Annotated in this window: 14 protein-coding genes; 8 read left to right on the top strand and 6 right to left on the bottom strand. The window is 64.1% G+C overall.

The window, feature by feature from the left end; genetic code table 11:
* Positions 1–45: 45 nt before the first annotated feature.
* Positions 46–3,312 (bottom strand): YdbH domain-containing protein, encoded by a 3,267-nt coding sequence (locus LCL94_RS12095; protein ID WP_224832415.1) that lies wholly within the window; start codon positions 3,310–3,312, stop codon positions 46–48.
* 74 nt (positions 3,313–3,386) lie between these two features.
* On the opposite strand from LCL94_RS12095, the gene radC reads away from it, so the two are divergent.
* Positions 3,387–4,085 carry a RadC family protein gene (gene radC / locus LCL94_RS12090; RefSeq protein ID WP_224832414.1) on the top strand — a complete coding sequence of 233 codons (699 nt, stop codon included), beginning with the start codon at positions 3,387–3,389 and terminating at the stop codon, positions 4,083–4,085.
* A gap of 12 nt (positions 4,086–4,097) precedes the next feature.
* On the opposite strand, the gene LCL94_RS12085 is transcribed toward radC, so the two are convergent.
* On the bottom strand, positions 4,098–6,908 hold the full coding sequence (locus LCL94_RS12085) for a DUF3857 domain-containing transglutaminase family protein (RefSeq protein WP_224832413.1): 2,811 nt from the start codon (positions 6,906–6,908) through the stop codon (positions 4,098–4,100).
* A gap of 177 nt (positions 6,909–7,085) precedes the next feature.
* Here LCL94_RS12085 and purB point away from each other — a divergent pair, with 177 nt between their 5' ends.
* The 7 genes from purB (at position 7,086) to LCL94_RS12050 (ending at position 11,734) form a co-directional block, all read left to right on the top strand.
* Positions 7,086–8,396 (top strand): adenylosuccinate lyase, encoded by a 1,311-nt coding sequence (gene purB / locus LCL94_RS12080; RefSeq protein ID WP_224832412.1) that lies wholly within the window; start codon positions 7,086–7,088, stop codon positions 8,394–8,396.
* Positions 8,397–8,457: 61 nt separating this feature from the next.
* Positions 8,458–8,820: a DUF1049 domain-containing protein gene (locus LCL94_RS12075; protein WP_224832411.1), complete on the top strand. Its 363-nt coding sequence runs from the start codon at positions 8,458–8,460 to the stop codon at positions 8,818–8,820.
* A complete protein-coding gene (gene pyrF, locus LCL94_RS12070; RefSeq protein ID WP_224832410.1) occupies positions 8,817–9,491 on the top strand; it encodes an orotidine-5'-phosphate decarboxylase in 675 nt (224 codons plus the stop codon). The genes LCL94_RS12075 and pyrF overlap by 4 nt, the downstream gene beginning before the upstream one ends.
* Complete coding sequence (locus LCL94_RS12065; protein WP_224832409.1) at positions 9,488–9,997, top strand: GNAT family N-acetyltransferase; 510 nt, start codon at positions 9,488–9,490, stop codon at positions 9,995–9,997. Before pyrF ends, LCL94_RS12065 begins: the two co-directional genes overlap by 4 nt.
* Before the next feature lie 9 nt (positions 9,998–10,006).
* Positions 10,007–10,651, top strand: a complete 645-nt coding sequence (locus LCL94_RS12060) for a phosphoribosylanthranilate isomerase (protein WP_224832408.1) — start codon at positions 10,007–10,009, stop codon at positions 10,649–10,651.
* 155 nt (positions 10,652–10,806) lie between these two features.
* Positions 10,807–11,421, top strand: coding sequence for a 30S ribosomal protein S4 (rpsD, locus tag LCL94_RS12055; RefSeq protein WP_160606752.1), 615 nt, complete (start codon positions 10,807–10,809; stop codon positions 11,419–11,421).
* A gap of 115 nt (positions 11,422–11,536) precedes the next feature.
* Positions 11,537–11,734, top strand: a complete 198-nt coding sequence (locus tag LCL94_RS12050; protein WP_224832407.1) for a hypothetical protein — start codon at positions 11,537–11,539, stop codon at positions 11,732–11,734.
* On the opposite strand, the gene LCL94_RS12045 is transcribed toward LCL94_RS12050, so the two are convergent.
* The 4 genes from LCL94_RS12045 to LCL94_RS12030 all read right to left on the bottom strand — a co-directional run bounded on the left by LCL94_RS12045 (position 11,701) and on the right by LCL94_RS12030 (position 15,304).
* Positions 11,701–12,447: a M50 family metallopeptidase gene (locus LCL94_RS12045; RefSeq protein WP_224832406.1), complete on the bottom strand. Its 747-nt coding sequence runs from the start codon at positions 12,445–12,447 to the stop codon at positions 11,701–11,703. The genes LCL94_RS12050 and LCL94_RS12045 overlap by 34 nt on opposite strands.
* A 73-nt stretch (positions 12,448–12,520) precedes the next feature.
* The gene (locus LCL94_RS12040) at positions 12,521–13,219 is read right to left on the bottom strand and encodes an SDR family NAD(P)-dependent oxidoreductase (RefSeq protein ID WP_224832405.1); all 699 of its coding nucleotides are present in this window, start codon (positions 13,217–13,219) and stop codon (positions 12,521–12,523) included.
* Positions 13,216–14,352, bottom strand: a complete 1,137-nt coding sequence (gene tgt, locus LCL94_RS12035; RefSeq protein WP_224832404.1) for a tRNA guanosine(34) transglycosylase Tgt — start codon at positions 14,350–14,352, stop codon at positions 13,216–13,218. Before tgt ends, LCL94_RS12040 begins: the two co-directional genes overlap by 4 nt.
* 1 nt (position 14,353) lies before the next feature.
* Positions 14,354–15,304 (bottom strand): YdiY family protein, encoded by a 951-nt coding sequence (locus LCL94_RS12030; protein WP_224832403.1) that lies wholly within the window; start codon positions 15,302–15,304, stop codon positions 14,354–14,356.
* Positions 15,305–15,310: the final 6 nt, after the last annotated feature.

Genomic DNA, 15,310 nt, shown 5'->3' with positions numbered 1-15,310 from the left:
TTGCAAGGGGCGCAGGGTCAGTCAATTCCACGGTTCTCATAGCCCCTACTCGCTTTCCTGGTCCTGAATGGTGGGTTCATCCGGAATGACATCTTCCGGGTCAATGTCGGGTTTCACTTCCTCGCCGGTGACGGAGCGGCGCAGGAAACGGGTACCATCGTCGCTCAGCAGGCCCAGTTCGCGCGGATCGCGCACGGCGGCCGGATCGTAGAGCGCCTTCAGAGACGTCAGCAGCTGGTAAAACTGGGCCCTGATGTTGATGCGGAACTGGATCGGCAGTTTGGCAAGCTGGCGGGTCACGAAATTCTTCTTCGCCCCCTCGCCCTGGCTGACGCCGTCGAAGCGTACGCGGGTGACGATCTCGCCTGCCAGCGGACCTTCCATGACCACGCGCATCTGCGTGAAGTTCATGCTGCGCAAGGCGTCGAAGGCGTAATTGGCGACCGGCGAGAGGTCTTCATAGGTCAGCTCGCCGACATAGGAGATATTGCCGCCCGGGGGGCGCGAGAGAAGGATGCCTTCGTCGATCCGGCCATTGCCGTTTTCACCGAAGACAATCGGCACGGTTCCGTCGAAGATACCCGTCGCGGAGATATTCTCGAACTCCATCTGGGCGACGAACTGCGCGGCATCCAGACCGACAATCTCGAAAATGTAGCGCCGCTCTTCCTCTACGCCGAAGGTCACATCGACCTCGCGCAGGATCAGACGGCCGCCCATGAAAGGCCAGCTTCCGCCGGCAACCGCGAGCACTTCACCGCCGCGCAGTTCGAACTCGATCTCACCATCCAGCACCTCGACGCCGGGATTGATCGAGGCGACCCGCAGTTTCTGGCCGGGCGCGGTCGTCAGGCCAAGCAGGTCGGTGAATTCGATGGTACCGCTGGCTCCTTCGACGGGCCCGAATGCGGCTGCAAAGTCGAAGTCGTCGGTCGAGAAGGTTCCCGTGCTGGTGACTTCGCCATCGCTGTCCCAGTCGATCCGGCCGCGACCGGTGACAGTCCCTTCCGCATTTGCGACGACGCCCAGCGCAAGGCAGCTGAGGCCGCTTGGCTCCCGCGGGCCCGGCTCGCCCCCGTCGAAGCAGATGTTGCTGGATGGTGACGGCTGGAAGTTCTCGTCGAATACGATACCGGGCACGTCGAGGTCGGCATACCCTGCCCCCGTTCCCAGATTGTGCCAGATATCGGCGATCGTGATGAGCCGACCCTCGTAGGGATCGCGCAGTTCGGCACGCGCGTCGATGATACTGTCGCGCAATGTGAGGGTGCCGCCGTTGGCGACGAGTGGCTGGAAACGGTCGGGCTCCTCGCGATCGGCGACACGCAGCGAGGCATTGCCGATGGTGAACACGCCGCCGGTGTAATCCCAGTTTCCGGCAGCATTGCTGATAGCGAGCGGCACGGATGCAAGCTGGATGTCCGCGTCGGAGAACGTACCGGCGATATTCTCGCCCACCCGCGCGTCGAGATCGCTGATGACGAAACGGCTGGCGGTCTCCGCCGGACCAAGCGTTATTGCGAGATTGCGAGCGCTGATCGTACCGGGCCAGGCAAAGCCCACTGGCCCGCTAGCGATGCGGATGGGCGTGTCGGCAAGCGAACCTTTGAGGTCGAGAGAAGGAGCGCCAGCTGCGAACTGAATACCGGCAGGCCCGCTGCGCAGCATCGGGCGCCCCGGCGGCGGACAAAGCGTGAGGCCTGGCCCTGCGATATTGAGGTCGGCAAGGGCGATGCGGCGGAACGCGATCCGCGTGCAGTCCCGCCAAAGGGCGAGCGCACCGTCAGGTCCATAGCGCCCGCTGACCGGAACCGAGAGGCCATCGACTGCGCCGCCGGGCACCGGGCCGGTCGCCTCTACCTGGCCGGAAAAGCCGAACGCCCCGCCAGCGCCTTGCACGATGCTCATGCGGGGGATCGCAAGGGTCGATCCGCCAGCTTCGTAGGACGCCATGGACAGGCGGAAGACCGGACCGGCCCCGCCATTGTTTTCCATGCGGCCCGAAATGCTCGGCAGGCCGGGACCACCGGTCGCGATGTTACCGGAGACGCGTGCAGCCTCTCCTGTACTGGCGCCCACCTGGACCCGCGACAGGGAGAGAATGCGCGCCCCCCTGCCTCCAGCCAATTCGGCCTGCGGGATCAGGAGCGAATACCCCCTGGCGTCTTGGCGGTACCTGACGCGCGCTTCCAGCGAGCTGCCACGGGTTTGTGCCTGGAGCGATTCAGCGATCCTACGGACTATCGGTTCGATAAGTGTGCCCTCGCCCGCTTCGGACAAGCTTCCGATGCCGGCGACAAGACCACTGCCGAGGCGCAGGCCGTTGCCTTCCAGATTGCCATCGATTTCCAAACGCTCGAATCCGCCGCGACTGCGCGCAACACCTTCGGCGGTCATGACGGCGGCGAGAGCCTGCGGGGTCTCGAAGCCGCGCGCGGCAAGCGAGAAGCGCGCGGTGGCATCATCGCCCCGCATCTGTGCACGGATCGTCCCTGCAAGCGACTGGGCTGCACCGCCCGGAATGGCGAGCGCGTCCGTGTCGATCCGCGCCTCGATCGAGGGATCGGACAGTTGCGGCGTCATGGCGGCATCGAGTTCCGCGACAAGCCCGGCTACCCGGATGCCATTCTCCTCGCAGGTCAGGATTTGCTGCCTCAGCGGGCCTGAAAACTGCGGCGTGCCTCCATCGGTCGACACCTTGCCGTAAAGCGTCGTCTGCCGCGCTTCGCATCCACCAATCGCAAGATTGGGCGCAACTGCCGCGAAAATGCCCGTGAATCCGTTATCGAGCGGTCCCCTCCCCTCGAGCTTGAAGCCGACCGGGCCATAGTCCGTTTCGAGCAAGCCGCGACCGTCACGTATCGCGACGTTGAACGCGGGAAGTCCGGGCTCCTCCTCACTTTCGGCAAATACCAGCGGATCGAGCGAGCCGAAACTCAGTTTCCCGTCGAGGTAGGTCGCGTAGAGCCGCGGCTCCACCAGCGTGATGCTGCCGATTTGCGGCAACCCCAGCCGATATTTGAGCTTCACGACGGCCTGCTTCGCGGTGAGGTCGGGCGCCGCCGGATCGCCGATCACGAGATCGGAGATGACCTGCGTTTGCCCGCCGATGCGTTCGATTTCGTAAGTACCTTCGATGCCATAGGCGTCGAACTGGTCGCGGATGAAATCGTGCGCGATGCTTTCGCGATTGGCCCACGCCATCAGGAATACCGCCAGCAGGGTGAGCAGCGAGAGGCCGGGCACGGCATAACGCTTCTTGCGCCAGCGCGGCCGATGGCTCGTCATGCCTGCGATTTCACCCTCATCCATTACGCGCACACTTGCGCCCATCGCCGCGCGAAGGCAATGCAAGCCTTTGAAAGGTCGCTAAATAGGGTCGCGATTTGTCGGACGGGGGCAGCATATCAAAGGAGCATTCCGGTGCAGGACACCGTGAACGGCTTCGCCAGCGACTGCTCAAGGGCGGGTCGGAGGCATTGGCCGATTACGAATTGCTCGAATACCTCCTCTTTTCGGCGTTCCGGCAAGGAGACACCAAGCCCTTGGCAAAGACGCTGATTGCGCGCTTCGGTTCCTTTGCCGGCGTGCTGAACGCCGATCCGCAAGCGCTGGCGCAGGTCAAGGGAATGGGAGAAGCCAGTGCCGCCTCGCTGCACGCCGTCGCGCTGGCAGCGCGGCGCATGGCCCGCGGCGCTATAGAGCAGCAACCGGTGTTGGGAAGCTGGCAGGCCCTGCTCGACTATCTCGCTATCGACATGGGCCATCTCAAGCATGAGCGCGTGCGGATACTCTATCTCGACACGCGCAACCGCCTGATCCTCGACCACCTGGCCGCCGAAGGGTCGGTGGACGAAGCTGCCATCCATCCGCGCGAAGTGATCCGCAAGGCCTTCGACATCGGGGCGACCGCGCTGATCCTCGTGCACAACCACCCGAGCGGGGATCCCGAACCCAGCCGCGCGGATATCCAGATCACCAGCCGGATCGCGGAGGCCGGACGGCTTCTGAACATTACCGTGCACGACCACGTCATCGTAGGTCGCGGCAGCCACGTATCGCTACGCGCCAAGGGCCTGATCTAGGACCGGTAAATACTATCTGCGGGGTGCGACGCCGTGCGCTGCGTACCGCGCAGCCAGCTCCGGTGCCATGCGCAGCGCACGCTCCACATCGACCCGGCCGCCCTTGTCGCCCTTTTCCAATCGCACGATGCCGCGCAGGTAAAGCGAGGCGGACAGGTTGGGTGCCAGTTCTAGCGCGCTGTCGAGATCCTTCAGCGCAGCGTCGAAATTGCCCAGGCGGTAGCTGACCATCGCCCGGCTATCGAGCATGGGCGCACTGTTTGATGCGCGCTCAATCGCCTTGGTGCAGGTCGGCATGGCGCCTTCCGCCTCGATATCGAACAGGCCGCGGAACCAGCAGTCGGCATTGAGGACAGATGCATTCGTCGGCTTGGCGGCAACCTGCCGCGATAGGACTTCGAGCGCATCCTGCGTGCGGCCAGCAAGCCCTGCCACGGTGGCATAGGTGCTGGCGAACGACACTTCCTCGTCATCGCCGACCGGGAGCGAATCGAGCAGCTCGAGCGCCTCGTCCCGCTTGCCTGCATAGGCCAGCATTTCGGCAAGGCTGAACGCATAGGCCGACGCCGGATCGAGATCGTATGCAATCCGCGCATCGGCAATGCCTGCCTCGCGGTCGCCCAGGGCCTCGTGCACGGCACCACGCCAGCTGTAGAGATTGGCGCTCGGCTGGTTCTCGATCAGCGTGTCGAGATCTTCGAGCACGCCCTTCCAGTCGAAGATCTGCGCGCGGAAACTGGCGCGCTGGCTGAGCGGCCCCCAATCGTCACTGGATGCGAAGGCGACGGCCTTGTCATACGCCTCGACCAGCGGCGCGGTGCGGCGGGCCAGTTCCTTGGCATCGACTTCCCAGCGCCAGGCGAAGTCTTCAGGCGCGAGCAGTTCGGATTTGATCGAATTTATCTCGCGTACCTTGCGCTTGTGGGTCGGCAGCTCGGCCGCCGGCACCTCGCCGAGGTCCTGCCACACATCCACATTATAGGTCACCTTGTTGCCGAGGTGGCTGGTGACCCCTTTGAGAGTCGTGTTTGCAAAACCGGTGTCGATCGACTGCGGCCCGGTATTCTCGAACCCGTCCAGCCCCTCGGGCAAGATGATGGTTGCGGCGATACGGTTATATTGCGGGCCCGGAGTGAACACGGGAATGTCGCGCCATTCGGAACGCGCGCGGTCGGGATTGAAGTTATACTGTTGCGACTGGTCCGAGGAGAGCCGCAGGCGTCCGTCGCTCCATGCGAAGTCGCCGGGCATCACGCCCTTGACCTCCAGCACGCCGGCAGCTGCCTCGTCATCGTATTCGAGCGTGACCGAAGTCACCGCGCCGCCAGGTCCGGTCGAGAATCCTTGCGCGAACTGTTTCAGCTTGTCCTCGTCCGCCTCGTCGGCAGCCGCGCGGAAGCCGGCTCCGCGCGCGCCGTAGATCGACATCTTGAGCGTAAACAGCGCCGGGAAGTCGACACCGGCGGAATAGTCGCTGGTGAGGTCCATGACCATGTCGGGCCACGGCTGGCGGCGCTGCGTCATGGGGACGAGGCCGGAGCCTCCTTCGCTCAGCGGAAGGGCGTAATAGAACGCCGGGACTTCGCCGATATTGGTCAGCCGCGTCGCGGTGCTCGTCCCGTCGAGCCAGTAGTCGGTTCCGCCAATATTGGCGTGCACGATCATGTGATCGAAATTGCCCGGGATCGGCAGGAGTTCGGGCAGCGCATCACCGCCCGTCGTGGTGACAAGCACCGGCCGCGCGTCGATGCCCATGCGGGTCAGGAGCGAATAGAGCAGGACGGATTTCGCCTTGCAGTCGCCGTATCGCTTTTCCCAGGTCTCTGCGGCCGATTGCGGCATGTAGTTCCCGCCATCGAGCCCGTTGAGGAGGTAGCTGACCTCGTCCTGGACCAGACGAAGCGCCATGGCGGTTCGCTCCAGAGGATCGGCGGACTTGGCCATGATCTCGCGCGCCTTGGCGGCAACCGCGCTATCGTCGGCGACCTTGGCGGCTTTCTCGTAATGAGGCGCAAAGGAACGGGACAGTTCCTGCCAGTCGGCAAATGTACCGACTCGCAAGATCGGATCGCGATTGAACCGCGAAGGTGCGTCGCCGGGCATTTCCGGCGGTTCGTCGATCGGCAGCGTGACGGTCAGCGTTCGATAGCCGTCGCGCGTGACCGGCTGCGGGAGGCGGGCGAAATCTTCCGCACCGAAATAGACATCGGTACTTTCGGGCCAGCTCACAATCGCGCGCGAGAAGCCGACCTGCCAAGGCGCGGGCACAAGATACTGCGACGATTGCATTTCCTCGCCCAGCGCCTGGTCGGCGATAGTCACGGTGTGGCTAACCCGGAGGATATCGCCGACCTGCAGGCCGGGGACTGCCAGCGTCGCGGTCAGCTGGCCGTCGAGCAAGCGCTGCTCCAGCCCCTGTTCACGGCGAAGCACGTCAAACTGGGCGCCCGAGGCAATCACGTCGATGATCTCCGCCCCGCGGATAATCTGCACCTGGTGGACGGTGAGGTCGCCCTTGTCCGGCAGCCATGCGAGCGTGACCGTCCCGTGCTCCATCAGCAGGTCCGGATTGTCGATCCTGATGGCCGTGTCGGCGTATTCGCTCACCACACCGTTTTCGAGGCGATGCTGCCAATCGTAGATCAGCGCCGAAGGATCGCTTTCGACGTTCACCCGCGACAACGCCACCTTGTCGACCCATTCCGGCGCTTCCCCGTAAATCACCTTGTCGCCCGCATGGGCGGGAGCTGCCAGTGCCAGCCAGATTGCAGCGCCCGTGACGAGGGAAATTCTTGCGGCCGATTGGATCGATTGGTCGTTCATGAAGAACAACTTACCGCAATCGCAGCCGCTTGCAATCGAACAAGCGCGGCTGTCCGATAATGGCGAAATCGTCCAATAACGTATGCGCAACCGACCGTGCGCCCTTGCCAGTTCGGGCTGCCTTGCCTAGCGCGCTGCGCAAACGCCAGCCCTGCCTTTTCTTCACGGAGTCGACCGATGGTCCCCCGCTATGCCCGCCCTGCCATGACCGCTCTCTGGGAGCCGGAAGCGAAATACCGCATCTGGTTCGAGATCGAAGCCCACGCGACCGAGAAGCTCGGCGAACTCGGCGTGGTGCCGAAAAGCGCGGCCAAGGCCCTGTGGGACTGGTGGGCCACCGACCCCAAGATCGACGTGGAAGCGATCGATGCGATCGAAGCCGTCACCAAGCACGATGTGATCGCTTTCCTCACCTGGGTGGCCGAAAACGTCGGCGACGAGGCACGTTTCATGCACCAGGGCATGACCAGCAGCGATGTGCTGGACACCACGCTTGCCGTGCAGCTGGCCCGTGCAACGGACATCCTGCTTGAAGACATGGACGCCCTGCTCGAAGCAATCGAGCGCCGGGCGAAAGAGCACAAGTACACGCCAACCATCGGCCGCAGCCACGGCATCCACGCAGAGCCGGTGACCTTCGGCCTCAAGCTGGCGCAGGCTTATGCCGAATTCGACCGCTGCAAGACCCGCCTCCTCGCCGCGCGCGAGGAGATCGCGACCTGCGCGATTTCGGGCGCGGTCGGCACCTTCGCCAACATCGATCCGTCGGTCGAGGAATATGTCGCCGAGAAAATGGGCCTCAAGGCAGAGCCCGTCTCGACGCAGGTCATCCCGCGCGATCGCCACGCCATGTATTTCTCGACGCTTGCCGTAATTGCCGGCTCGATCGAGCGCCTTGCCGTGGAAATCCGCCATCTCCAGCGCACCGAAGTGCTTGAAGCCGAGGAATATTTCTCGCCCGGCCAGAAGGGCTCGTCGGCCATGCCGCACAAGCGCAACCCGATCCTGACCGAGAACCTGACCGGCCAGGCCCGCATGATCCGCGCCTATGCCCTGCCCGCGCTGGAAAACGTGGCGCTGTGGCACGAGCGCGATATCTCGCACTCGTCGGTCGAACGCTTCATCGGCCCCGATGCGACCATCACGCTCGACTTCGCGCTCGCCCGCCTGACCGGCGTAGTCGACAAGCTGCTGGTCTATCCCGAGCGCATGCAGGCGAACATGGACCGCATGGGCGGCCTCATTCACTCGCAGCGCGTCCTCCTCGCCCTCACCCAGAACGGCGTGAGCCGCGAGGACGCCTACCGCCTTGTCCAGCGCAATGCGATGAAGGTCTGGGAATCGGACGGCAGGCTGATGCTGCTCGACCTGCTGAAGCAGGACGAGGAGGTGACCGCCGCGCTGACCGTCGAACAGCTCGAGGAACGGTTCGACCTCGATTATCACTTCAAGCACGTCGACACGATTTTCGACCGCGTCTTCGGCTGACCTTGCCGCGCGAGTGATGCGCGCCTAGCATCGCGGCCAAACAGCTGAGGGGTAACGCAGAATGCAGATTGTCCGGACGATCCTTTGGGTATTGCTGCTGGTGGCGGTGCTCGCCTTCTCCTTCGGCAACTGGGACAAGCAGATCGACGTGCGGATCTGGCCCGGCATCGTCTGGGACACGCGCGTCCCTGCGCTCGTGATCGTTTCGTTCATGATCGGACTCATCCCGATGTGGCTCTATCACCGCGGCGTCCGCTGGCGGCAGGCCCGGCGTATCTCCGCGCTGGAGCAGGCAACGGCCAAGATGGCGAGCCCGCGGGTGGACGATACGCCCGTCACGGCCCCCGCACCCGTCGAAGCCACCGCCTCGCCCGCTGCGGAACCGGCCAATCCGGTCGAGCCCGAACCCGATCAGCGGGCATGAGCAATCCGATCTACCTTGCGCTGGACGTCCCGCGCCTGAGGGACGGCGTTGCCCTGGCCGAAAAGGTGAAGGCGCACGTGGGCGGCATCAAGCTGGGCCTCGAGTTCTTCTGCGCGCACGGGGCGCACGGGGTGCACATGATCGGCCAGCTCGGCCTGCCGATCTTCCTCGACCTCAAGCTTTACGACATTCCCAACACCGTGGCCGGCGCGATGCACGCGATCCATTCGCTGGAGCCGGCGATCATCACCATCCACGCCAGCGGTGGGCGGGCCATGATGGAAGACGCCAAGGCTGCGGCGGGCGAGCATACCAAGGTCGTCGGTGTCACCATGCTGACCAGCATGGACGACCGAGATCTTCAGCGCACAGGCGTGCAGGGAAGCGCGCACGACCATGTCATGCGCCTTGCCGAACTGGCGCACGAAAGCGGGCTCGACGGCATCGTGTGCTCTGGCCAAGAGGTCAAGGCAGTCCACAGCCAGTGGAAGGACGGCTATTTCGTCGTTCCCGGCCTGCGCCCGGCAGGCAGCGCGGTCGGCGACCAGAAGCGTGTCGTAACACCCCGGCAAGCGCGCGACGACGGGGCCAGCGTGCTGGTCATCGGTCGCCCGATCAGCCGGGCCGACGATCCCGCAGAAGCCGCCCGCGCGATCGAGGCGACACTTTGAATCGATTCGAGGAGGCGTCGCCGCAAGACGCCGAAGAAATCCGGCAGCTGGTCGAAAGCGCCTATCGCGGCGATTCCGCGCGCCGCGGCTGGACCCACGAGGCCGACCTCCTCGAGGGTGAGCGCACCTCGATGGACGAGATCGAGGGGATGATCGACGCGCCCGGCATCGCCCTGTGTGTTGCGCGCAACGAAGAGGACAGGATCGTCGGCTGCGTTGCCGTGACCGCCGTCAGCGACACGCTCGGTTACCTCGGCATGCTGACCGTTTCCCCAACCCTGCAATCGGCAGGCCTGGGAACGAAGCTCCTGCGCGGAGCCGAGGAGAAAGCGCGTTCAATGGGTCTGAAGGCCATGGAGATGACCGTCATCTCCCAAAGAAACTCGCTCATCGCATGGTACGAACGCAGCGGCTATCGTCCGACGGGCGAACGGCGGCCCTTCCCTATCCTGCGGAATCCGCCGCTCGAATTCGTGGTTCTGGCAAAGCCCCTGGTGGCCGACTAGGTAGAGGCAATGGGTGCCCCCCTGATCAAGATCTGCGGCATAGCAACTGCCGAAGCGCTGGACGCAGCAATCGCCTCGCAGGCCGATTTCGTGGGGCTGGTCTTCTTTCCGCCCTCTCCCCGACATATCGGCGGACACGCTGCGGCGGCGCTTGCCGCAAGGGCCGGCAGCCGCATCGGGCGGGTCGGACTGTTCGTCGATGCCGACGATAGCACAATGGCGGAAGGCATTGCCGCCGGGCGGCTCGACGCGGTGCAATTGCACGGCGAAGAGACACCCGCGCGCGTCGCACAGGTGAAGGCGCGGTTCCGCTTGCCGGTCTGGAAGGCAATCCCGGTATCAACTGCCGCCGATGTAGCCCGGGCCGAAGACTATCGCGGTGTGGCAGACCTGCTGTTGTTCGACGCGAAAACGCCGAAGGACGCCGCGCTTCCCGGCGGGATGGGACTGCGGTTCGACTGGTCGCTGCTTGCAGCCCAGAAGGGCCGTTCCGGCTGGGGCCTTGCTGGCGGCTTGTCTCCTGCCAACGTCGCCGATGCCGTCCACCTGACCGCAGCCCCGCTGGTCGATACGTCTTCCGGCGTCGAAACGGCTCCCGGCATCAAGGACCCGGACCTCGTCCGCGCCTTCTGCGAAGCTGCCCGAGGCGCTTGACGCAGGCGCCAATCCTGCTATGCGCGCGCCTTCGCTAATTGGCCCCGCACCCCGGTGAAGCGGTGGCCGCGTAGAAGTCCCTGGGATTCCTGCGGTGCGATGCCGGGTTGGATGGCTGTCAATGGGGCAGTTCAGCAAATTGAAGGATACGACTCATGTCGAAGCGCAAGAGCGCCAAGTACAAACTCGACCGCCGGATGGGTGAAAACATCTGGGGTCGTCCGAATTCCCCGGTCAACAAGCGTTCGTATGGTCCCGGCCAGCACGGCCAGCGCCGCAAGGGCAAGATGTCCGACTTCGGCCTGCAGCTGCGCGCCAAGCAGAAGCTCAAGGGCTACTACGGCGACGTGACCGAAAAGCAGTTCAAGCGCACCTACCAGGAAGCGTCGCGCATGAAGGGCGACACCGGCCAGAACCTGATCGGCCTGCTCGAGCAGCGTCTCGACATGGTCGTCTATCGCGCCAAGTTCGCTCCGACCATCTTCGCCGCCCGCCAGATCGTGAGCCACGGCCACATCTACCTCAACGGCGTGAAGACCAACATCGCCTCGGCCCGCGTCAAGGTCGGCGACGTCGTCAGCCTCGGCAGCAAGGCCAAGGAAATGGCGCTGGTCATCGAAGCACAGAGCCTGCCCGAGCGTGAAATTCCGGACTACGTTGCCCCCGACGGCAACGACAAGATCACGTTCACCCGCGTGCCGAAGCTCGACGAAGTGCCCTACCCGGTCACGATGGAACCGAACCTGGTCGTCGAATTCTATTCGCGCTGATCGGTCCGGCAACGGAACACGAAAGGGCGGTCCTTCGGGGCCGCCCTTTTCATTTGCGTAATATATTTCAATAACTTGCGGGAACTTGCAGCACCCATTGCGTTATTGCGGTGCAATGACATTCTACCGCTATCTCACCCGCACGCGCATCGGCAAATGGTACGCCTCGCTCGCCGATGCGCAGCGGCAGGCAAATAGCATCGGCGCTGGCTTCACCGAACCGAACGGGGACTTCGTCGCCTATCGCGGGACTATCCTCGAAATGCGCGAGAAACCGCCTCAGCGCGAATGGGCGCGGCGCAAGGACCAGTAGACCATTGCTGCAATGATGGCGGTAATGACGCCGCCCCAGAACCAGTAAGGCAGGAACAGCGCCTGCGCGATGTGGCCGGTGTCGGAGACCTGCGGCCGGCCGTCCAGCATGCCGCCCGCGCTGAAGAGGTAGTCGAAGTCGCGGTAGATGCTGATGCAGCCCTGAACGCCCAGGAACTGCACTGCGAACTTGCGGTGGTTCTGCGCGCCGCGAAAGGCCAGCCACAGGCATGCCGCCCCGATTGCCGGCAGCACGACCCAGCCCGTAAGAGAGCGCACCCAGATCAGCGTCGATGCAAGCAGCACGATGCCTAGCACTGCCAGCGCCGCAGTCGTTGCGCGACGTGTCTGCGATGACAGGATAAGCGCGCACCCGGCGGCCGTCGGGCCCAGCAACCCTGCTGCGGCTATGGCTGCGCTGGAGATTCGCGATGGCTCGACCTCGCCCACATGGAGGGCGTAGCCCGAACCATTGGCGAAGATGACCAGCCGCTCGAAGTCATTGCCGAATGCCATGGCCGCGAGCCCGTGTCCCATCTCGTGGAACCATGTCGACAGGATCGTGAAGGGATAAAGCAGGTAGCCGCCATAGGGCGAATGCCACAGCAGTATGGTCGCAAAGGCGAGGACAACCAGCATGGTGATCTCTTCACGCGGGCTGCGGCCGGAAAAGTTTCCGTTCGCGGACCTGTTCGTGGCGCGCCAGCGCTCCATCCTGCTCCTGTTCCTCCGACACTTGATCGGCAAATTCTGGCTTTCGGTCAGATAATGCCCAATTTACCGCGATTTACGGGGCGATCAACTTGCCGTCGAACGAAAACACATTTCCGCTGTGCGAGGCAACGCGGCTGGCAATCACTTCGAGCAGGCGTGCAGCCGAATACTCGGGCGTGAAAAGCTTTCCTGCAGACACATTGCGCTGGAAGGGTTCGCTCAGCGCGGTGTCTACCGTGCCGGGATGCAGGCCGATGCAGAAAGCGTCGGGCTTCTTGCGCGCCAGTTCCACCGACAGCGTGCGGATCAGCATGTTGAGCGCAGCCTTGCTCGCTCGGTAGCCGTACCATCCACCCAGCCGGTTGTCCGAGATGCTTCCGACGCGGGCAGAGATGGCTGCGAAGCCCGCCCTCCCCCTTGCCGGCAGGAGCGGCAGGAAATGCTTGGCCACCAGCGCCGGGCCGGTCGCATTGATCGCAAAGTAGCGTGCAAGATTGGCCGCATCGAGGTGCCGCCAGTCCTTTTCGGGACCCTCGCCATCCGAATGGAGATAACCCGACGCCACGATCACCAGGTCGAGTTCGCCCCCTTCCGCCATCGTGGCGGCGGCCGCGGCGATGCTCGTTTCGTCTTCGAGATCGAGAAAGATCGCGCCTTCACCGGCGCTGCGCGACAGGCGGACAACCTGCGTTCCCGATGCTTCCAGCCCCGCAGCCAGGGCAGCGCCGATTCCTCCCGACGCGCCGATGACCGCTGCGCGCCGCCAGTTCATCCCTCGCCGCTGCCGAGATAGTCGCGTCGGAAGTCGCCTGCGAAGGTCGCAAAGCTGCCCGCTGCGATCGCATCGCGCATGGCCTGCATCAGCTGCTGGTAGAACGCGATGTTGTGCTCGGTCATCAGCATTGCGCCGAGGATCTCGCCCGCCTTGTTCAGGTGATGCAGATAGGCGCGCGAATAAGTCGAGCAGACCGAACAGGAACACCGCGCATCGAGAGGCTCCATGTCCTCCGCAAACCGCGCATTGCGCAGGTTGAGCGGACCATTCCAGGTAAAGGCCTGCCCGTTGCGGCCTGACCGGCTGGGCAGGACGCAATCGAACATGTCGACCCCGCGCTCCACCGCGCCGACGAGGTCGTCGGGCTTGCCCACGCCCATGAGGTAGCGCGGACGGTCCTGCGGCAGCTGTTGCGGAGCGAATTCGAGTGTGGCGAACATCGCCTCCTGCCCCTCGCCCACTGCGAGGCCGCCGATGGCGTAGCCGTCGAAACCGATGTCGGTCAGCTTCTCGGCGCTGATTTTGCGCAGTTCCTCGTCGAGTGCGCCCTGCTGGATGCCGAACAGCGCAGCACGTTCAGCGTGCTCGCCGCCCGCATCGAAGCCGTCACGGCTGCGCTTCGCCCAGCGCATGCTCATTTCCATGCTGGCTGCGATTTCGTCGCGCGGCCGGTCGGCGCGGGGACATTCGTCGAAGGCCATGACGATATCGCTGCCGAGCAGGCGCTGGATTTCCATCGACCTTTCGGGCGTCAGCATATGCTTGGAGCCGTCGATATGGCTGCGGAACTCGACGCCCTTTTCGGTCAGCTTGCGCAAATCAGACAGGCTCATCACCTGGTAACCGCCGCTGTCGGTCAGGATCGGGCGGTCCCAGTTCATGAACTTGTGCAGCCCGCCGAGCCGCGCGACCCGCTCGGCCCCGGGGCGCAGCATCAGGTGATACGTATTGCCGAGGATGATGTCCGCCCCGGTGGCGCGCACCGTTTCGGGCTTCATCGCCTTGACCGTCGCCGCGGTCCCAACGGGCATGAATGCGGGCGTGCGGATATCTCCGCGCAGCATCTCGATCCGCCCGGTCCGAGCGCGGCCGTCGGTCGCATCGATGGTGAAGGAAAAGCGCTTTGCCATGTCAGAAGCCGTAGATCAGCGTCGCGCGGGTCAGCGTGTCGGTCGACACCTTCCCCACGGGCGGATTGCTGTCGTAATCGAGTTGGTATGACAGTCGTGAACGCAGCCGGTTGCTGACCTTGAAGTCGAGGCCGCTGACGAAGGTCAGGCTAGTGTTCGACCCGTCGACGATCAGCTGGGCCTCTCCGCCGGTCTCGGCCAGAGCGTTGGCGTCCTGCGAGAAGGTGAGGCGCTCGAAAATCTTCCAGTCGAAATCAAGACCGGCAAGAGCGGCAATGCGGCTTTCGGTGCGCCCGTCGGTGTATTCGGTCACGCGATAGGCAGGGCCGGCCTTTACCGAGAGGGACAGGTCGCCACTATCCACCAGCTTGTAACCGACGCCGCCCGATGCGGCATAGCGGCCGGAAAAGCCCTGGATCTTGTCGCTTTCGAACTGCGCCAGGCCATAGATGAACATGCGATCATTGAACTGCCAGCGCGGTTCGTAGGAGAAGAGGTATTGCTCGCGGCTCGTGGTGCCGTTCTGGCGCTGGTAATCCACGCGGCCCTGCAAGCGGTGGCTCCAATCGATGCCCTCGCGCTTCAGCTTGAGCGAGGCGGCGATCCCGACGCTCTCGGTGTTGCCGGAAGACTGGAAGCCGCCAAGCTCGCCCTCGCCCTTCCACAGCTCGAACATCCCCGCATTCTCGATTTTCGCGAGACGCGCTTCCTCGGCCGCCGCATCGCGCTCGGCCTTGGCCGCTTTCCAGCCGCTCTCGAGCGCGTCGATTTCGGAGGCATCGTCAGGGAAGGAACTGCGCGCAACCGAGATCACTGCGTCCACCTTTGCCGCATCGCCGGTCGCGATGGCATTTTCGATCATGGTGCGAGCAGCTGCAGGCAACTCGGCATTGGCGGCACTCGGCACTAGGGTGAGCGCCAATACTGGCAAGAGGAGGCGGAGCATCTTCATGGCGAG

The sequence above is a fragment of the Qipengyuania gaetbuli genome (assembly GCF_020171365.1).
Classification (GTDB): Bacteria; Pseudomonadota; Alphaproteobacteria; order Sphingomonadales; family Sphingomonadaceae; genus Qipengyuania; species Qipengyuania gaetbuli_B.
Note: the sequence above shows the minus strand (reverse complement) of the source record. Positions and strands in the feature narration are given on the sequence as shown.